This is a genomic window from Curtobacterium sp. 314Chir4.1, assembly GCF_900215175.1.
GTDB lineage: Bacteria > Actinomycetota > Actinomycetes > Actinomycetales > Microbacteriaceae > Curtobacterium > Curtobacterium pusillum_A.
In genome coordinates, this window is sequence record NZ_OCMI01000005.1 from 43,003 (window position 1) to 62,212 (window position 19,210).

The window sequence follows — 19,210 nt, forward strand, 5'->3', positions numbered from 1 at the left end:
GGGGTGACCTTCCGGACCGTGCTGGCGTTGAGCGCCGCCGTGCTGGCCTTCTCGGCCGGCACGTTCGTCGTCGACGGCACGTCCGGCATCGGCGCCGCACCGGCCTCCGCGGCCGAGGTCGCGCCGGACGGCACGACGCACCAGGACGCCGCCCACGTCACCACCGCCAAGCTCAAGCGGGTCGACTCGATCGAGCTCGACGCCGAGTCGCTGGTGTTCCGCCGGGGCGAGAAGACCGTGGTCGAGGCATCGATGCGGGACTCCCGCACCACCGTGAGCCTGCTCAACCGCCTGCTCGGCACCCCGTCCCGCACCCAGACGGCCGAGGGCGACGGCGGCGCGTGCTTCCCGTCCGGCACCACCTACACGTGGGGCGGTGCGATCCGCGTGGCCGCCCTCACCACCCCGGCGCAGGCCGGCAACGCGGTGGAGGTCCGGGTGCTGCGCGAGGACGTCCGCTCCCGATTCGGCGACGACGTCGAGCTGACCGGGCCCGACGGCGTGCAGGTCGGTGACGACATCCACGACGCGATCACGGACGCCCCGAAGTCCGACCGGATGTCGTTCGGCTCGGACGACGCGAAGGCCTGGCAGCTCCTGCTCCAGGAGGGCTGGGCACCCGAGGACTACTCCGACACCGAGGGCACGAACGGCGTCTCGGCGCTCACGGACGACACCACGGTCACGGTGCTCGGCTCACCGATGCCGGTGCACGCCCAGCGCACCTGCTGACCCGACTCCCGGCAGCGACGGGACCGTTCAGACCCGGAGCGTCGCCACGACCGGGAAGTGGTCGCTCGCGAACCACGTCTCGGGGCCGTCGCGGTCGATCACCACACGGTCCACGGCGGTGAACCCCCGCGTCAGCACCCAGTCGATGCGTTCCCCCGAGTCGACCGGCGGCTCCCAGTCGTTGAACGTCGCGGTCCGGTCGTCCGGGTCGCCGCCGAGCACCCACGCGTCCTCGTAGCCCGCGTCCGCGAACACCGTCGACGCCGAGCCCGCACCGGCGGGCTCGTTGCAGTCCCCCGCGACGACGACGGGTCCGTCCGTCGCGCTGAGGCGTTCGACGATGAGTGCGGCACTCTTCGCCCGGACCTCGTCGCCGTGCGGACCGACCTCGTGGTCGAGGTGCGTGGTCAGCAGGGTGAACGCGTCACCCTCGGCGTCGAGGAACCGTGCGTGGTTCGCGACCCGGGGGAACAGGCTCCCCCACGTGTTCGAGACGGGCTCGTCGGGAGTGTCCGACAGCCAGAACGTCCCCTCGTCGACCGGGCGGAGCCGGCTGCGTCGGAAGAACACCGCGGCGTGCTCACCCGCGGTGTCGCCCTCGCGGCCCTGCCCGACGTCACCGTGGCCCGGCAGCCCCGCGCGGAGGTCGTCCATCTGGTGGGCGAAGGCCTCCTGCACGCACACGAGGTCGGGGTCGTGCCGGCGGATGACGTCGAGGAGCACGGGGAGCCGGGCCGGCCAGTCGTGCGCGGGATCCGGGTTCTTGATGTTGTAGGTCATCAGGGTGATCGGACGCGCTGCGTTGCTCACCCCTCGAACGTACCGAGCCCGGCGCTCAGGGGACCGTGACCCGCCGCAGGGCGAGGATCCGGTCAGTTGATGCAGACGCCTTCCTTGCCGTAGCTCTTCACGTCGGTCGACGAGGGCTTCGGCTCCGACGAGGCGGACTTCGACGGCTTCGACGCCGACCCCGACCCCGCGGACTCCCCCGAGGCGGGCTGCGACGCCGCACCGCCGGGAGCCGCCGGCGCGGTGACGGTCTTGCCGTCCGATCCGAGCACGAGCGTGACACCCGTCACCGCGGCGGTCCGGACCGGCACGGCACCCGGCACGACGGCGGCGAGTGCCTTTGCCTGCGACTCCTGGCCGGCCGGGTACTGGATCTGCGTGGTCTTCGTGGTGTCGGACGACCCCGGGGCGCCCACCTGGAAGCCACGAGCGGTGAGGTTGGTCCCCGCTGCGGCCGCCGCACCGGTGACACCGCTGCCGTTCAGGACCGTGACCGTGGTGGTGGCGGGCTGCGCGGCCGTCGCCTTGGTGTACTCCTCGGGCTCGCCGACCAGGCTCTGCACGAAGGCGGGGAGCCCGACGGTGTCGACCTCGACGATGGACAACGCCGAGCCGTTCACGTAGATGGTCGGCGTCCCGAGCGTCGGGATGGTGGCCGACTGGATGTTGCCGGGTCGCAGGTTCCGCATCTGCGTGGCGAGGTTCACCAGGTCGGTGTCCGTCTGGATCGACCCACCCACGGCGCCGAGGATGTTGCCCATCTTCACCGGGTTGAGCAGGGTGCCGGCGGAGAGGACCTTGCGGGCCTCCTGCGACAGGAAGTACTGCTGCCGGATGTTCCGGTCGAGGTCGCCGTTCGGCAGCCCGTGGCGCTGGCGCACGAAGGACAGTGCCTGCTTCGCGTCGAGCGTCGACTTCCCCGCGGGCAGGTCGACACCGGAGTACGGGTCCTTCGCGGCCTGGTTGAGGCAGACGTCGACCGGCCCGAGTTCCTTGACCACCTGGTAGAAGCCGAGCAGCGAGACCCGCACGTAGTGGTCGATGGACAGGCCGCTGAGGTTCTGGATCGTCTGGATGAGGAGCTTCGCGCCGCCGGTGTCGCCCCCGCCGTTGAGGGTGCCGTAGTAGAAGGCGCTGTTGAGCTTGCCCTTGCCGACCCCGGGGATGTCGACGTACGAGTCGCGGGGGAACGAGATCATCGTCGCCTGGGTGCCGTCGGCGTTGATGTGCAGGACGATCATCGTGTCGGTGTTCGTCGCACCGCCGTCGGACTGGGTGCTGAGCTCCGCCATCTGCTCGGGCGTCGCGTTGTCCGGTCGGTGGTCGTCGCCGACCAGCAGGATGTTCTGCGCCTGCCCGTCGACGTCGTCCTTGTCGGACTTGTTGCCGGCGATCGCGTCGATCTTCGTGATGCCGGTCGAGAGCCGCCCGTACGCGTACGCCGCGTAGCCGCCGCTCAGCAGCAGGCCCATGGTGAGCACGCCGGCGACGGCGGGCAGGATGACGCCTCCGCGCCGCTTCTGGCGGCCGTGGCGAGGCGGCGTGAAGCCGCGGCGGCCGTTGCCGGTCGTCTGCTCAGGGTCGTTGCTCACCCGGAAACCATAACTGCCGTGCACGGGGCGGACATGGAACGGCCCTGGAAGGTCGCCGCGATTCCGCTGGTCCGCTCACGCTGTGAGCGGCACCACGGACGGACTGGAGGCGCGGTGCCAGCGGGCACCGCGCCTCCAGTCCGCCATCCGGTCGCGTCTACGACGCGAGCGTCGCCTTGTTCGTCTCGCGCGCCCGCAGGACGGTCACGCCGGTGATCGCGGCCGCAGCCATCACGTAGAACGCGGGGGCGAAGGTGTTGCCCGTCGCGGTGATGAGCCAGGTCGCGAAGTAGGGCGTGATGCCGCCGAAGAGGGCGACGCTGACGTTGTACGCGATGCCCATCGAGCCGTAGCGGATCGCCGTGGGGAACAGCTCCGCCATCGCCGCGCTCACGGCGCCGTCGAACGCCGCCATGAACAGCCCGAGCAGGACCATCGCCCCGGCAGCGGCCCAGAAGTTGCCGGCGTCCATGAGCATGAGCGTCGGGTAGGTGAGGACGAGGAAGCCGCCACAGCCCGCGAGCATCACGGGCTTCCGGCCGATCTTGTCCGACAGCAGCCCGAAGAACGGCACGAGGGCGGCGATCACGATGAAGCCGATGACGACGACGCCGTACGAGACCAACGGCGAGTACCCGAGGTCGGCCTGCAGGTACGACGGCATGAACGTCTGCAGGATCCAGTGGCCGACGGCCTTGAGGACGACGAAGCCGACGCAGAACAGCAGCGCCTTCCACCCCGTCCGGAGCGAGCGGCGGAGCGGGTTCTTCGCGAGCTCACCCTTGGCCTTGAGGGCGCGGAACTCCGGGGTGTCCTCGAGCTTCGAGCGGAGGTAGAGGCCGACCAGGCCGAGCGGCAGGGCGATGAGGAACAGGACCCGCCAGCCCCACGACTCGAGGGCCCCGTCGCCGGCGATCGCCGTGAAGAGGAACACCAGGCCGCCACCGACGATGAAGGCCGCGAACCCGAAGACGTCGATGAAGCTCGTCACGAAGCCGCGTCGGTTGGACGGCGCGAACTCGGCGAGGAGCGTCGTCGCCCCGGCTCCCTCGCCGCCGGCCGCGAAGCCCTGCACCAGGCGCACCACGACGAGCAGGATCGGCGCGAGCAGTCCGACGCTCTGGTACGTCGGCAGGATGCCCATCACCGCGGTCGCGCCGCTGGTGATGAGGATGACCGTCGCGAGCGTGGTCTTCCGGCCGACGCGGTCGCCGAGCGACCCCCAGAACAGGCCGCCGAGCGGGCGCATCACGAAGCCGGCGCCGAACACCGCGAACGCGGAGAGCAGCGCGACCTGCGGGTCGCCCTGCTTGAAGAAGTACAGCGAGATGACCGTCGCCAGGGTGCCGTAGAGGCCGAAGTCGAACCACTCGACGAAGTGCCCGACGCCCGCGGCGACGATGACCTTCCGCATGCTCTGGCGGCGGGCGTCGTCGCCCAGTGCCGCCCGGACGTCGGGGGTGGTGGCGGCGTCGGCGCTCGTGCGCGTTCGGGTTCCGTCGCTCATGGGTTGACCTCACACTTCGTTGTCGAGAGTTCGTTGACGATAGCACTCCTCGGGCACACTTTGCCACACAGTGGGAAAGTATCGCCAGCAAGTGATACCGTCGCCGCCATGCAGTCCCGTGAACAGCACCACGACGTCGTGGTCGTCGGAGGTGGCCTCGCCGGTGTGAGTGCCGCCGTCGCCGCCGCCCGCCTCGGCTCGAGCGTCGCCCTCGTCACCAACCGCCCGGTCCTCGGTGGCAACTCCTCGAGCGAGATCCGCGTGTGGGTGGTCGGTGCCACCGCCCACGGCACGCAGCGGTTCGCCCGGGAGACCGGGATCATGGGCGAGCTGTTCCTCGAGAACCAGTACCGGAACCCGCAGGGCAACGCGATCTACTGGGACCAGGTGGTGCTCGACCTCGTGCGCGCCGAACCGAACGTGCACCTTCACCTCAACACCGACGTGCGGACCGTGACGACCGCCGACGACGACGCACGCCGGATCACCTCCGTCACCGGCTGGACGATGGGCTCCGAGATCGAGACGACGTTCACGGCCCCGGTGTTCCTCGACTGCACGGGAGACGGTCTCGTCGGGGCCCTCGCCGGGGCGTCGTACCGGATCGGCCGCGAAGGGCGTGGCGAGTACGGGGAGGAGTGGGCACCGGAACGGCCCGACGACGAACTGCTCGGCAGCTCGATCTTCTTCTCCACGCACGACACCGGCCGCCCCGAGAAGTTCGTGCCGCCGTCGATCGCCGTCGATCTGGCGACGACCCCGATCCTGGCGAACCGGGCGATCCGCACCGGCGACAACGGCTGCAACTACTGGTGGATCGAGTGGGGCGGCGAGCTCGACACCGTCAGCGAGAACGAACGCATCCGGGACGAGCTCTGGGGTGTCGTCTACGGCATCTGGGACCACATCAAGAACTCCGGCTCGTTCGACGCCGACTCGCTCACCCTCGACTGGGTCGGCGCGATCCCCGGCAAGCGGGAGTACCGCCGGTTCGTGGGCGACCACACCCTCACGCAGCAGGACCTCCTGTCGCAGCGGACGTTCCCGGACACGGTCGCGTTCGGCGGCTGGTCGATCGACCTGCACCCCGTCGAGGGCGTCTACGCCGAGACCGCCGGCGCGCAGCAGCGGTACACCGACGGGACGTACGACATCCCCTTCCGCTCCCTCTACTCGGCCGACGTGGCGAACCTGCTCTTCGCCGGCCGGAACATCTCCGCGTCGCACGTGGCCTTCGGCTCCACCCGGGTGATGGCCACCTGCGCCACGCAGGGGCAGGCGGCGGGGACCGCGGCACACCTCGCAGCCCGGCACGGGATGACCCCGCGGGAACTCGGCACCGACCACATCGCGATGCTGCAGCAGACCCTGCTCCGCGAGGACGCACCGCTCATCGGTGTCCGAGCCCTCGACGGCGCCGACCTCGCCCAGCGCGCCCGGATCAGCGCGAGCAGCGAGCTCACCGCGCTCGACACCACGCCGTGGACGACCGACGACACCTTCGCGCTCGACCGCGACGTCGCGATCGTCCTGCCCGCCGACCCCGCGCTCGGGTCGTTCGCGCTGCGCACCGTCGCCGATGCCGACACCGAGCTCACGATCGAGCTCTGGACCACCGGGAAGCCGCAGAACTACGCACCCATCGAGCACGTCTCGACCCACACCGCGACCGTCGGTGCCGGAGTCGACGAGGCAGTGGTCGACCTCGGGTTCCGTCCGGACGAACCGTGCAACGCCGTCGTCGTGGTCCGTCGGGCACCCGGGGTCCGCCTGCCCCTGACCGACGGGCACCCGTACGGCGTCCTGGCGCTCCGGGCCCGGTCGGCCGAGGACGACCGGTTCGACGACCACATCCCCGAGGAGGCCGACCAGCCCGTCACCGACTGGGAAGCGCGGGCCCTGCGCGGACGCTCCTTCGCGTTCACCGCAGCCGGCGCATCGGACGCGTGGCGCGCCTCCCGGATCGCCGACGGCCACCAGCGCCCCTTCGGCGGGCCGCACCTGTGGTCGTCGGAACCCGGAGACGGCGCGGCCACGCTCACGCTCGACTGGGCGGAGCCCGTCGACGTCCGCGAGGTCCGCATCGTCTGGAACGACGACGTCGACGCCGACCTCATCAACCTGCACCACCACCGGACCCCGTGGGACGCCGTCCCGACGCTCGCCCGGGACTACCGGATCGAGGCGTGCGTGGACGGATCGTGGCGGGAGCTCGCGACCGTCACCGACAACCGGCACCGACACCGCGTGCACGACGTCGCACCGACGCGCACCACGTCGCTGCGCGTCGTCGTCACCGCCACGAACGGTTCGCCCTTCGTGTCGGCGAGCGCCGTGAAGGTCTACTGACCCACCCGCACCACCCGCAGCACCACCGATCAAGGGAGATCGCCATGCGCCTGCGCGCACTGACCATCGCGACAGCCGTCGCGGTGTCACTCACCACCCTCGGGACGATCGCCCCGGCAGCCGCCGCGACGAGCGCCTCCGGTCCGTCAGCGGTCACCGCCGGCACCGTCGGCACCGCCGCGATCCAGGCGAACCCGGGCAACCCGACGTCGCCGACCGCCACCGCGCACACCGTGTCGGTCAACGGCACCGCCGTGCCGGTCAAGGCCGAGTCGGTCAGCGGCACCTCGCACGACGTCGCGATGTTCGCCAAGGGGACGGGCACCGCGACCGTCAGCGTCACGATGCCCGGTCTCGCCGCCTCGGCCACCCCGGTCGTCACCCCACGGACGCTCGCGATCGCCACGACGCGGTCCGGTGACACCGTCACGTTCACGATCCGCGACGCGCACCCGCTCGTCATCGAGACGCCCGGCGTCCGCGCACTGTTCCTCTTCGTCACCCCGGCCGAGACCGCGGCGCCGTCGGCCTCCGACCCGGACGTGCTGTACTTCGGCCCCGGTGAGCACGACGCCGGCGTGATCCGGCCGGTGTCGGGCCAGACCGTCTACCTCGCGCCTGGTGCCCTCGTGCACGGCCGCATCGACGGCGACGGCGTCACGGGCGTGCAGGTGCTCGGGCGCGGGATCCTCGACGCCGGAGCGGACACGTCGCGGACCGACAAGACGATGGCGATCCGGTTCCACGACAGCTCGGACATCACGGTGTCCGGCATCGGCGTCCGCAACGCCCAGTGGTGGCAGACGCTGTACATCCGTTCGTCGGGGATCCACGTGTCCTGGCTGAACCTGATGGGCACGCTCATCAACAACGACGGCATCGACACCGACGGCGTGCAGGACATGACCGTCGAGCACAACTTCGTGATGAGCGGCGACGACGGCTTCGGCTGGCACGCCCTCGACGCCGCCACGAACGGCGAACCGGACACCCGCGGCCTGCACGCCACCGACACCACGTTCTGGAACGTCACCGGCGGCAACCCCGTCCGGTTCGGCTCGTCCATGGAGACCGAGGTGTTCACGGACATCTCCATCACGCAGTCGTACGTGCTCCGCGCGAAGGAGGTCGCCCTGAAGTTCGACGTGCAGGACTGGGCGACGGTCTCGGACGTCACCGTGGACGGCTTCCACGTGGAGTCGCAGCCGGTCGGCAAGCAGGCCATCGTGCTGCAGGTCCTCAAGGGGCAGTACTCGAACGACACCGGGTACCGTGACGAACGCGGCCGGATCACCGGCATCACGATCCGCGACTTCACCGACGTCACGGCCGACCCGGTGACGCTGTCCGGGTGGGACGCCACGCACGGGATCGCCGACGTCACCTTCGAGGACGTCGTGCTCGGCGGCGCACCCCTCACCGCGGCACAGGTGCGGGCGAACGCGTTCGTCAGCGGTGTCACGGTGTCCTGATCGACTCCACGGGACAGAATGGGCGGATGGCCACCACCCCTCCGAACCAGAGCATCGAGCGCGCCGCGGCTGTCCTCGGCGCGCTCGGTGCTGCCGACGGGGCGATGCGTGCCTCCGACATCGCGCGCGCGATCGGCCTCGGGACCTCGACCACCGGTCGGCTCCTCGCCACGCTCGAGTCGCTCGAGTACGTGCGCCGCGACCCCGAGTCGCAGGGGTACTCCGTCGGCCGGGCGGTGCTCGAGCTCGCCAGCCAGGGGCTGAACCACAACCCCGTCCACCGCGAGAGCCGGGCAGCGGCGCAGGAGCTCGCGCACCGGATCGGCCTCACCGCCAACGTCGGTGTGCAGGACGACGCGGCCTGCATCTACCTCTGCCACTTCGAGGGCTCACTCGCCCCGAAGTCCCACACCATGATCGGCATGCGGCAGCCACTGCACGCGTCGGCGCTGGGCAAGGCGCTCATGCTCGACCTGTCGCAGTCCGAGCGGCAGGCGCTGCTCGGCGAGACCCTTGCGCGCTACACGGACCACACGATCACGTCGCACGACGACCTGACGGCCGACCTCGAGGCCTCGGCCAAGCGCGGCTGGTGCGTCGAGAACCAGGAGGTCGCGCTCGGCCGGTTCTGCATCGCCGCGCCGATCCGGAACGCGTCGGGGCGCATCGTGGCGGCACTGTCGATCTCGGGGCGGGTCACGCAGCTGCGGGACCGGGACACCGCGTCGCTCGCCGAGGACCTCATCGAGGTGGCCGACCGCATCAGCGTCGGCCTCGGCATGATCAGCGCGGTCGCGCACTGACGGACTGGACGCACTGACGGCCTGGAGGCACGTGGCGGCCCCGCCACGTGCCTCCAGGCCGTCATCTGGTCGCGCTAGGAGCGCGACGGGAGCAGGTGGATCGCCTCCATGGCGAGCTCGGCCGCGATGGGGTCCTTCGCGAGGACGGCGTCCTTGAGCTTCGCGAGCTCCGGCAGCACCACGTCGGCCGGGATGAGCTCGGCGAGTTCCGGGACACGGAGCTTGAAGGCGAGCCCGTCCGTCGTCGACTTGCAGAGCTGCTCGAGCGACGGGTTGCCGCAGTGCTCGGCCCACATGGCGTAGATCTCCGCGCCGTTCTGCGCGACGTCGCCCTGCTGCTGCTTCTCGACCTGCGCCGTGACGTCGTCGAGCATCTTGACGACCTTCTTGCGCTGCGCGTCGGTGAAGCGCGGGGTCGCGAGCCGCACGACGCCGCCGTAGATCACGCCGAGCGTGCGGTACGCGTCGACCAGTTCGTCCTTCGCGGGAGCGGCGACCCGGGTGTACCGGTTCGGCGCCATCTCGATCAGCCCGGCGCGGGCGAGCTCGGCGAGGGCTTCGCGGATCGGGGTCCGGGAGACACCCAACCAGGCGATGAGGTCGTCGTCGTTGAGCCGCTCGCCCGGCTCGAGGGTGCCGTCCATGATCGCGTCCCGGATCTTGTCCTGCACGGTGTCACGGAGGAGCTTCCGCTCGGCGGCGGGCTGCGTCGAAGGAACTGGCATGCACCCAGCGTGTCACATGTGATGGTCTGCGCGCGACAGGCGCGACGGCCACCACGCGCGGCGCCCCAGGTCGTACGCCAGGGCCGGGACGAGCAGTGATCGGACGACGATGGTGTCGAGCAGGACGCCGAAGGCGACGACGAACGCGATCTGCACCAGGAAGAGGATCGGGATGACCCCGAGCGCCGCGAACGTCGCTGCGAGGACGACCCCCGCCGAGGTGATCACACCACCGGTGACCCCGAGGCCGCGGAGCACACCCTCGTGCGGTCCGTGCCGGAGCGCTTCCTCGCGGACGCGGGTCATGAGGAAGATGTTGTAGTCCACCCCCAGCGCCACGAGGAAGACGAACGAGTACAGCGGCACGGACGGATCGGCTCCGGGGAAGTGGAACACGTGGTCGAACACGAGCGCGCCGACGCCGAGCGCGGCGGCGAACGACACGATCACGCTGCCGATCAGGACGAGCGGCGCCACGATGCTCCGGAGCAGCAGCATCAGGATGAGCAGGATCACGGCGAGCACCACGGGGATGATGAGCGTGCGGTCGCGGATCCCGGTGTCGTTCGTGTCGACCGCCGTGGCGGTGGCGCCGCCGACGATCGCGTCCGGGTCCACCCGCTCGACCGCGGTGCGGAGGTCGCGGGCGGTCTGCTCGGCGGCGTCGGAGTCCGCCGGCTCGGACAGGGTCGCCTCGAGCAGGACGTCGCCGTGGGACACGGTCGGGGTCGCACCGTCGGCCTGGTCGAGGGCCACGGTCCCCGTCGGGGAGTCCTTCGCCGCCGCCACGACACTGTCGACGCCGTCGACCGCGGTGATCGCGTCGGCGAGCTCGTCCGCCTTCTCCGCCGAGCCGACGACCTGGGCCGGGCTGCCCGAGCCGCCCGGGAAGTGGTCGGCCAGCACGTCCTGACCGTCACGTGCCTGCGAGCTCCCGATGACGAGGTCGCTCTGTGGGACACCGTCGGCCTCGAGCCCGACGAGACCGGTGCCCATCGCGAGCAGCCCGACCGTGCACACGATCCAGACGACCCGAGAGCGCCGCGCCACGAGCCGCCCCACACGTGCCCAGAGCCCACGGGCGTCGGGGCCGGTGAGGACGGGGTGCGCGCTGCCGTACGTCGGGCGGAGCGGCCAGAACGCCGCGCGCCGGAAGGCCAGCAGGAGTGCAGGCAGCAGGGTGAGGGCCGCCAGCAGGCTGAAGGCGATGCCGATCGCCGCGACGGGACCGAGCGCCTTGTTCGAGTTGAGGTCGGAGAGCAGCAGGCAGAGGACGCCGACGATCACCGTGCCACCAGAGGCCAGGATCGGCTCGAGGCTCCCCCGCAGCGCGGCCTTCGTCGCACCCCAGCCGGTGCGGTGGTCGCGGAGCGCCTCGCGGAACCGTGCCGTGTAGAGGAGCGCGTAGTCGGTCGCGGCGCCGATGACCAGGATCGACAGGATGCCCTGCACCTGACCGTTCACGGTCACGATGTCGGCCTTGGCGAGCCACCACACGACGAGGATCGAGGCGCAGAGGGCGAAGGTGGCGGTGCCGAGCACGAGGATCGGCAGCAGCGGTGACCGGTAGACGATGATGAGGATCACGAAGACGGCGGCGAGCGCCACCCCGAGCAGGATGCCGTCGATGCCCGCGAACGCCTCGGTCAGGTCGGCGGTGAAGCCGGCCGGCCCCGTGACGTAGCCCTGCACGCCGGACGGCAGGGCGTCGTCGACGTCGGCGCGGATCGCCTCGACGGCGTCCCCGGTGTCCGCGTCCTGGGTCAGCGTCGCGACGATCTCGACCGCGTCGCCGTCCCCGCTCGGGATCGCCGGGCTGACCCCCTGCACGTCGTCGCGCTTCCCGAGATCAGCCGCCAACGTGCTCGCTGCCCGCTGATCCGATGCCGTCAGCCCGCCGTCGCGCTCGAGCACGATGATCGCGGGGGCTCCGGAGGCCTGTCGGAACTCCGACGCGCGCTCCTGCACCTTGGTGGCGTCCGCCGATGCCGGCAGGAACGAGGTCTGGTCGTTCGTCGAGACCTCGGAGATCTTCCCGAAGTAGGGACCGCCGACGGAGGCGATCGCGAGCCAGGCCACGATGACGAGCGCGGGGAGGACGATGCGGAGGAAGCGGGACACGACCGTGAGCGTACCCCAATCGTCAGCATGCTGATTACTAGACGAACCGCAGCACCCGCGCCCGTAGACTCCATCCATGCGCGACACCCCCGACGGATGGCCACTCGGCCGGCTCCTGTCGGCGGCGGCGCGGGCCGTCGAACGGGACTGGGACGAGCGACTCCGGGCCATCGGACTCCCCCACGCGGCGCTCATCGCGATCGACATCCTCATCCGCACGGGGCCGACCGGCGCCGACACCCTCGCCCGCACCGCCCGGGTGCAGCCGCAGACGATGTCACGGACCCTCGAGCGCATGGAACGGGACGGCCTCGTCGAACGCTCCCCGCACCCCGCCGACCGCCGCCGTCGGATCGTCACCGTGACGGACCACGGTCGTGAGGCCTGGGAGACCGCGCGGCACATCGAGCGAGACGTCCTCCCGGACGACCCGGCCCTGCGTGACGCACTGACCGCCCTGCTCACACGGGGGGACAGCAGCTCAGGCTGATCATCTAGCGGATGATATACATCATGCAGTAGACTGGCGTGGTCGGCAGCACGACCGACCCGACCCGCCAGGAGCCCCGATGTCCGAGCGCCGCGCCGCCCGTCAGGCCGCCGAAACAGCCACACCCGCGCCGAAGCGGAAGCGCAAGCGCCCGTTCCTCGTGGCGCTCGTCGCCACGCTCGGTTCGCTCGTCGGCATCGCCGCGGTGGTCGCCGTCGTCGCGAGCGTCTTCCTCGGCGGCCTGGCCCGCAGCTACGACGCCGGCAAGGACGTCATCCGCGATCCGTTCCCGACCGGATCCCGCCCCGCGCCGTCGACGGGTGCCCAGAACATCCTGCTCGTCGGTTCGGACTCGCGATCGAACGACGACCCGGACGGCGACCGTGCCGCAGGCGGCCGCTCCGACACCCTGATGCTCGCGCACGTCCCGGCCGACCGGAAGGGCGTGTACCTCATGTCGATCATGCGTGACTCCTGGGTCGACGTCCCCGGGCGCGGCATGGCGAAGATCAACGCCGCGTACGCGTGGGGCGGCGTCCCGCTGACGGTGCAGACCGTCGAGAACCTCCTCGACGTCCGGATCGACCACGTCGCCGAGATCGACTTCGCGGGCTTCCGGGACATGACCGACGCCCTCGGCGGCGTCACGGTGAACGCACCGAAGGCGTTCACCGCCGGAGGACACTCCTACACCGCTGGCGACAACCGCCTCGACGGTGATGCCGCACTGGCGTTCGTGCGTGAGCGCCACTCCTTCGCCGACGCCGACTACACCCGCGTGAAGAACCAGCAGGCGTTCATGCGCGGCATCCTCGACGGCGTCCTCGCGAAGGGCACGATCACGAACCCTGGGCGCATCCAGGACTTCGTGACCGCGACGAGCGAGTACCTGTCCGTCGACGAAGGCCTGACCTTCCAGACCCTCGTCGGTCTCGGCTGGTCGTTGCGCGACGTCCGACCGTCCGACCTCACGACCTTCACGATGCCCACCGCGGGAACCGGGACCTCACCGGGCGGCCAGTCCATCGTGAACGTCAACACCCTCGCGGTGCAGTCGCTGTCGCAGGCGCTCCGGTCCGACGACATGCCGCAGTGGCTGCGGGACAACCCGCAGTAGTCCGTGACGACGGAACGCCCCGCGACCGAGGTCGCGGGGCGTTCTGTACTGATCGGCGGCGCTCAGGCGGGGAGCTGGAGCACCTGGCCGGCGTAGACGAGGTTCGCGTCGTCGATCGTCGACGTGTTCGCGGCCCAGAGCTTGTTCCAGCCACCGTCGATCTTGAGCTTCGTCGCGATGCTGTCGAGCGTCTCGCCCGACACGATCGTGTACGTCTTGCCGCTCGTCTTGACGGGTGCGGGCTTGCTCGGAGCAGCAGGCTTCGGCGCGGCCTGCGTGGTGCTCGGCGCGGCCTGCGTCGTGCTCGGTGCCGCCTGCTGCGGCGCGGCCTGCTGCTGCGGGGCGGCGGCGGGCGCCGGAGCGGCGGGTGCCGGAGCCGCTGCCTGCGGAGCCGCACCGGCCGTGCCGCTCAGGCCGAGCTTCGCGGAGCAGGCGGGCCATGCGCCCCAGCCCTGCGAGGCGAGGACGCGCTCGGCGACGGCGATCTGCGCGCTGCGGCTCGCGGAGGCCGGGTTCCCGGCGCCACCGTTCGCCTGCCAGGTGCCGAGGTTGAACTGCAGGCCGCCGTAGTAGCCGTTGCCGGTGTTGATCGCCCAGTTGCCGCCGGACTCGCACTGCGCGAGGGCGTCCCAGGTCGAACCGGATGCTGCGTTCGCGGGTGCTGCTGCGAGGCCGACACCGGTCGCGGCGATGCCGGCGAAGGCCAGGCCGCCGACGATGGTGCGGGTACGGGAAAGCTTCTTCATGGTTGATACTCCAAGCAGTTGCGGGAGCGCCACCGAGGGTGGGGGTCTCGTGCCGGCGGCGCCTCGGTCGGCCACCATAGGAAACTCTTGACTGTTATCAAACCGAGACCAACGGTTCTACCCGTAGATGCTATGTACCCCGGCGCTGACCCTGTACGCGCCAATCGCCGCGAGCGCGGCGATCACGGCGTACCCGGGTACGCCACCTTGGCAATTCCCTGGCAATGACGGCCTGGAGGCACGTGGCGGCGGTGAGCTGCGCCTCCCGTCCGCCATCCCGGTCACCTCCGGGACAGCAGCGTGACGGCTTCCAGGTGCCCCGTCTGCGGGAACATGTCGAGCACGCGTGCGCGCCGCAGGCGCAGCGACGGCATGCGCGCGAGGTCCTTCGCCAACGTGACCGGGTTGCAGCTCGAGTAGACCACGTGCTGGACGTCGGAGTCCTCCAGCCAGGTGGACAGCGTCTCGCCGATCCCGCGCCGCGGCGGGTTCACCACGACGAGTTCCGGCAGCGCCTCGGGGCGGGACCGCAGCGCGTGCTCCGTCGCGTCGTCGGCGGCGAACCGGACCTCCTCGAGCCCGGCTTCGCGCGCCGACTGCTTCGCCGACCGGATCGCCTCTCTGCTGGTCTCGATCCCCGTCACCGCGCGGCCCGGACGCGCGGCGTGCAGGGCGAATCCGCCGACCCCGCAGTACAGGTCCCACAGCGAGGCGGGCGACACCTCGTCGATCCACGCCGACGCCTGCGCGTACAGCTGCGTCGCCACGGACGTGTTCGTCTGGAAGAAGCTCTGCGGGCGCAGGTGCATCGTGACGTCGCCGAGCCGCATCGACAGGGTCTCCTGGTCGGTGAGCACGATCTCGCGCTCGCCCTCGGTGACCGCCTTGTGTTCGGGCAGCAGGTTCGCGGTCACGACCACGGCGTTCGGCAGCACGCGCTGGAGCGCCCCGAGCTGCTGCCGGAGCCGCGGGAGCTGCCCCTCGGAACGCAGGACGAACCGGACCATGAGTTCCGCATCGGGCGACTCGGTCACGAGCACGTACTTCAGCTCGCCCCGGCGTGCGGCGACGTCGTACGGGATGAGCCCGGCGTCGGCGATGAAGCCGGCGAGGATCGGCAGCGCGTGCTGGATGCCCGGGGTGCAGATGCCGCAGTGCCGCAGGTCGACGCCGCGCTGCCGGTGGTCGAGGATCCCCACCGTCGGGTGCTGCACCGTCCCGCCGACGACCATCTTCGCCTTGTTGCGGTAGGCCGACTCGGGGCTCCTGATGGCCGGGAGCCACTCGACTGCCCCGGGCCCACCGACGGCCTCCACCGCGTCGTGCAGGAGTTCGCGCGTGCGGAGTTCCTTGTCCAGGACCTGCTCGGCGTACGGCTGACCCATGAGCGTGCACGATCGGCACACCCCGCGGTCGAAGTAGTCGCACTGCATGGCCGGGTCAGGATACGACAGCGCGGCGCCTCGTCGTGGTGATCGGTTCTCGAGCCCAGTGCGACCACGCCGCCCTGCACACGATGTCGGCTCGAGCGGCGAGTTCGCGCGTGGCCGCACCGCTCGCCGAGGTCGCCGCGTCGATCGCCGCGCACCACGAGTCCACCGAGCGGTCGGCGAGGTACCGGGAGTCCGGGTAGAGGTCGGCCATGCTCGACCCCGCGGGACCGACTGCGGGGGTCCCGAGCTCGAGCGCTCTGATCGCGATGCCGGACTGGAAGAAGCGCGTGTAGGGCACGAGCACCGCGTGGGCGGTCGACATCAGGTCGTCCAGGCGTTCCTCCGTGACGAAGGCGTCCGTGACCGTCCAGCCGTCGACAGCGGGCCACCGCCGACCGACGATCTCGAGACGGTGCGAGTCGCCCAGTCGTGCGCCGATCCCGGCGAGCACCGCAAGGTCGCGGTCGGGTTTGAACTGCCCCAGGACACGGACGACCGGCCGCCCTCCGGCCGCCCGCTTCGGCGCGGTCGCGGCACGCGGGACGACCGGATGCGGCAGGAGCACGGGCACGAGGTCGGGGCAGTCCGCGGCGAGGGCGGCTGCTGCTGTCCCGCTGTGCACGACGACCTCGACCCGGCAGCGGTCACCGACCCAACGGGCGACCCGTCCGTAGCCACGGGCCGGGACGAGTGGGCGCGGGTCGTGCATGACGAGCGACGACTCCACGCCGCGACCGAGCACCACGTGCACGATCAGTCGATCGAGGTGCCCGAGGACCGGCCACGTGACGAGCACTCGTGCGCCGGACCGACGGGCGGATCGTCGTGCGGACCACAGTGCGAGCACGTACCGGCGGACCCAGCCGACTCCGCTGCCGCCCGCCCGGCTCGGCTCGTCGACGTGGTCGACGGAGATCCGCGCCCCCGAGGCGCCGATGGACGCGACGAGCCCCACCGTGTAGTGCCGGAGCGCACCACCGAGCGTGTTGACGACGATGACGTCCGCGGCGGTCACGACTGCGCCTGGATCGGGCGGTCGGCCACGTCGGCGACGAGTCGCGCGGTCGCCCCGTGCAACCAGGCATCCGCGACCAGGCGGCCGTCGGTCTCGGGCAGCGATGCACGGACCTGGTCACGATCGAGCGGCGCACGCAACACGCGGACGATCGCCCTCGACAATCGACGCGTGAACGAGGTGCCGGCGTGCCCCACCACTTCGTGCCCATGGTCCCGCAGCCACCCGGCGAGACCGGTCTGCTCCGTGGTGACGATCGTGACGCCCGCGGCCAGCGCCTCCTTGATCGGGAGGCCGATCTGTTCCCTCCAGCGCCCGTCGGGCACGGACGGAGCAACCAAGGCCGTGGCCGACCGGAGCACCCGGGCAGCCTCGGTGTGCGGCAACCGTCCGACGACGCACCGCGTCGACGGCGATTCGGCTGCCCAGGCAGAGGTCTCGTCGAGGAGCGGGCCCGGCCCGACGAGGACCAGACGAGCCCCGGGCACCTCGGCCTCGACCAGCGGCCAAGCCTCGATGAGCGCACGGACACCCTTGCGGTGCTCCATCGCGCCGACGAACACGCACGTGGGCGGCACGTCCGGCGGAGTCGCCGCGACCGCCCGGGGAAGTTCGATCGTGGCCGCCTGCTCGATGCCGTCGACGAACGGCAGCGCCCGGTAGGCAGCCCTCGACGCAGCGCTCGCGAACGCGATCCTGTCGATCGTCAGACGCGCGGTCGCGCCGATGAGTGTCGCGACCGCGCGGACCGTCCAGGCCGGCGCTGCACGGCGGCCGCCGACGAGCGTCGCGATGTCGTTGTTCTCCATCGCGTACGTCACGACACGGTGCGCACGGCGCCGGAGGACACCGGCGGCCCTGAAGCCGACGACGAGCACGACGTGCTTCGGCCAGAAGCGCATCCACAACGGCTCCGGGACCTCGAGCGTGGTCGCGTTCGTGCGGAAGAAGCGCCCCAGGGCTCCCGCGACCGTGACCCGCTGGATGCCGCCCGCGACGGGCGTGCCAGCGAGGTCGTAGTTCGTGCCGAGGTACAGGAGTTCGGCGGGGGTGCCGAGCCGGTGCCGCTCGATGTGCGCGGCGCGGAGCTCGGGCACGATCCGCATGCTGGCGACCGGGGCGTTCACGAGTCGACCCGCTCGGTCAGGACAGGAGTGGCGAGCCCAGCCGTCGCTGCGAGGGTGTGTTCGTAGTCGCTGCAGACACCAGCCCAGGTGTAGGCGGATCGTGCCCGCTCCACGACCGCGGACCGGAGCCTGCGCCGCTGGGCCGGGTCGGCGAGCAGCGCGAGGACGGCGCCGGCGATGGCATCGGGGTGGGGCGCTACGAGACGGCTGCCGGTACCGGCGAGGACCTCCCGGTTGTAGACCGTGTCCCGCGCCACCGTCGGCGCACCGCAGTGCATCGCCTGCACCAGGGCCGGGTTCGTCCCACCGACACTGTGCCCGTGGAAGTACACGCCCGCGTGCTGCCACAACGCGAACAACCGGGCGTCGTCGGACAGGTGACCGAGCCAGTGCACGTTCGGGTTCGACGCCGCGAGCGTCCGCGCCTGCTCGTCGAGGTCGCCGCCGTACCCGGTCGACCCCACGATCACCACCGGGTACTGCTCGGCGATCCGCTCCGCAGCGACCAGGAACTCCGGCACCGTGTTCTCCGGCACGAACCGCGCCACCACCAGCGCGAACGGCTTCCCGCTCAGGTGCGCGTCGTCCTCGTGCAACGGCAGGTCGGCGGTCTCTGTGCCGCCGTACGGGATCACCACACCGGTCTTGTCGAACTCGCGGCGCCAGTAGTCACCGATCGCGTCGGCGTCGAACACCAGACGGTCGGCGAACCACGCCGTGCACCGGGCACCGGACCTGAACACGAACTTCGCGAGGCGACCCCACTTCGCCCGCTCCCACTCGATGCCGTCCACGTTCACCACCGTCGGGATCCCGGCGAGCCGCAGCAGCGGGAGCCAGAACCCGTTCGCGCAGTTCATCACCAGCGCCACGTCCGGACGCCGGCGGATCGTGTCGAGGACCGCGGTCAGGCCGTAGGTCAGCGTCGACAGCGACTTCGACTCCGACCCCCGGGTCGTGCGGCGGGTGATGCGTTCGTCGAGGGACGGGTCCCCGACCCGCTCCTGTCCGGGGCGGCCGTACACCGTCACGTCCCAACCCTGGTCGGCCAGGTGCGGTGCGATGTGCCGCACCGCCGTCTCGAACCCGCCGTAGTAGGACGGGTACCCACGCGTCCCGATGACCGCCACACGCTTCGTCATGCGCACTCCGTTTCCTGGTCGACTGCAATGAAATACTACATTGCAGTACC

The 19,210-nt window shown here is 71.1% G+C and carries 16 protein-coding genes; 6 read left to right on the forward strand and 10 right to left on the reverse strand.

Features of this window, described 5'->3' with window-relative positions; translation table 11 throughout:
* Positions 1-3: 3 nt before the first annotated feature.
* Positions 4-732, forward strand: coding sequence for a hypothetical protein (locus CRP27_RS16060; RefSeq protein ID WP_097181631.1), 729 nt, complete (start codon positions 4-6; stop codon positions 730-732).
* 27 nt (positions 733-759) lie between these two features.
* Here CRP27_RS16060 and CRP27_RS16065 read toward each other — a convergent pair whose 3' ends face one another.
* The 3 genes from CRP27_RS16065 to CRP27_RS16075 form a co-directional block, all read right to left on the reverse strand.
* Positions 760-1,542, reverse strand: a complete 783-nt coding sequence (locus tag CRP27_RS16065; protein WP_097181632.1) for an endonuclease/exonuclease/phosphatase family protein — start codon at positions 1,540-1,542, stop codon at positions 760-762.
* 62 nt (positions 1,543-1,604) lie between these two features.
* Positions 1,605-3,113 carry an LCP family protein gene (locus tag CRP27_RS16070; protein WP_097181633.1) on the reverse strand — a complete coding sequence of 503 codons (1,509 nt, stop codon included), beginning with the start codon at positions 3,111-3,113 and terminating at the stop codon, positions 1,605-1,607.
* Positions 3,114-3,270: 157 nt separating this feature from the next.
* Positions 3,271-4,620 (reverse strand): MFS transporter, encoded by a 1,350-nt coding sequence (locus CRP27_RS16075; protein WP_097181634.1) that lies wholly within the window; start codon positions 4,618-4,620, stop codon positions 3,271-3,273.
* Positions 4,621-4,680: 60 nt separating this feature from the next.
* Here CRP27_RS16075 and CRP27_RS16080 point away from each other — a divergent pair, with 60 nt between their 5' ends.
* From CRP27_RS16080 to CRP27_RS16090, 3 genes are read left to right on the forward strand one after another with little or no spacing between them, the layout of a single operon-like run.
* Positions 4,681-6,969: an FAD-dependent oxidoreductase gene (locus CRP27_RS16080; protein ID WP_369680022.1), complete on the forward strand. Its 2,289-nt coding sequence runs from the start codon at positions 4,681-4,683 to the stop codon at positions 6,967-6,969.
* 44 nt (positions 6,970-7,013) lie between these two features.
* Positions 7,014-8,441, forward strand: a complete 1,428-nt coding sequence (locus CRP27_RS16085; protein WP_097181636.1) for a hypothetical protein — start codon at positions 7,014-7,016, stop codon at positions 8,439-8,441.
* A 26-nt stretch (positions 8,442-8,467) separates the two neighbouring features.
* Complete coding sequence (locus CRP27_RS16090; RefSeq protein WP_097181637.1) at positions 8,468-9,244, forward strand: IclR family transcriptional regulator; 777 nt, start codon at positions 8,468-8,470, stop codon at positions 9,242-9,244.
* Positions 9,245-9,318: 74 nt separating this feature from the next.
* Here CRP27_RS16090 and CRP27_RS16095 read toward each other — a convergent pair whose 3' ends face one another.
* Positions 9,319-9,969 carry a GntR family transcriptional regulator gene (locus CRP27_RS16095; protein ID WP_097181638.1) on the reverse strand — a complete coding sequence of 217 codons (651 nt, stop codon included), beginning with the start codon at positions 9,967-9,969 and terminating at the stop codon, positions 9,319-9,321.
* 12 nt (positions 9,970-9,981) lie between these two features.
* A complete protein-coding gene (locus CRP27_RS16100; protein WP_097181639.1) occupies positions 9,982-12,090 on the reverse strand; it encodes an efflux RND transporter permease subunit in 2,109 nt (702 codons plus the stop codon).
* A gap of 76 nt (positions 12,091-12,166) precedes the next feature.
* Here CRP27_RS16100 and CRP27_RS16105 point away from each other — a divergent pair, with 76 nt between their 5' ends.
* Complete coding sequence (locus CRP27_RS16105) at positions 12,167-12,580, forward strand: MarR family winged helix-turn-helix transcriptional regulator (RefSeq protein WP_097181640.1); 414 nt, start codon at positions 12,167-12,169, stop codon at positions 12,578-12,580.
* Positions 12,581-12,659: 79 nt separating this feature from the next.
* Positions 12,660-13,697: an LCP family protein gene (locus CRP27_RS16110; RefSeq protein ID WP_097181641.1), complete on the forward strand. Its 1,038-nt coding sequence runs from the start codon at positions 12,660-12,662 to the stop codon at positions 13,695-13,697.
* A 62-nt stretch (positions 13,698-13,759) separates the two neighbouring features.
* Here CRP27_RS16110 and CRP27_RS18605 read toward each other — a convergent pair whose 3' ends face one another.
* From CRP27_RS18605 to CRP27_RS16135, 5 genes are all read right to left on the reverse strand, one after another.
* Positions 13,760-14,443 (reverse strand): transglycosylase family protein, encoded by a 684-nt coding sequence (locus tag CRP27_RS18605; RefSeq protein ID WP_097181642.1) that lies wholly within the window; start codon positions 14,441-14,443, stop codon positions 13,760-13,762.
* Between the two features lie 281 nt (positions 14,444-14,724).
* A complete protein-coding gene (rlmC, locus tag CRP27_RS16120; protein WP_097181643.1) occupies positions 14,725-15,876 on the reverse strand; it encodes a 23S rRNA (uracil(747)-C(5))-methyltransferase RlmC in 1,152 nt (383 codons plus the stop codon).
* Positions 15,877-15,883: 7 nt separating this feature from the next.
* Positions 15,884-16,891 carry a hypothetical protein gene (locus CRP27_RS16125; RefSeq protein WP_097181644.1) on the reverse strand — a complete coding sequence of 336 codons (1,008 nt, stop codon included), beginning with the start codon at positions 16,889-16,891 and terminating at the stop codon, positions 15,884-15,886.
* Positions 16,888-17,988 carry a glycosyltransferase family 4 protein gene (locus tag CRP27_RS16130; RefSeq protein WP_176505650.1) on the reverse strand — a complete coding sequence of 367 codons (1,101 nt, stop codon included), beginning with the start codon at positions 17,986-17,988 and terminating at the stop codon, positions 16,888-16,890. Before CRP27_RS16130 ends, CRP27_RS16125 begins: the two co-directional genes overlap by 4 nt.
* Before the next feature lie 26 nt (positions 17,989-18,014).
* Positions 18,015-19,160 carry a glycosyltransferase gene (locus CRP27_RS16135; protein ID WP_097181645.1) on the reverse strand — a complete coding sequence of 382 codons (1,146 nt, stop codon included), beginning with the start codon at positions 19,158-19,160 and terminating at the stop codon, positions 18,015-18,017.
* Positions 19,161-19,210 lie beyond the last annotated feature (50 nt).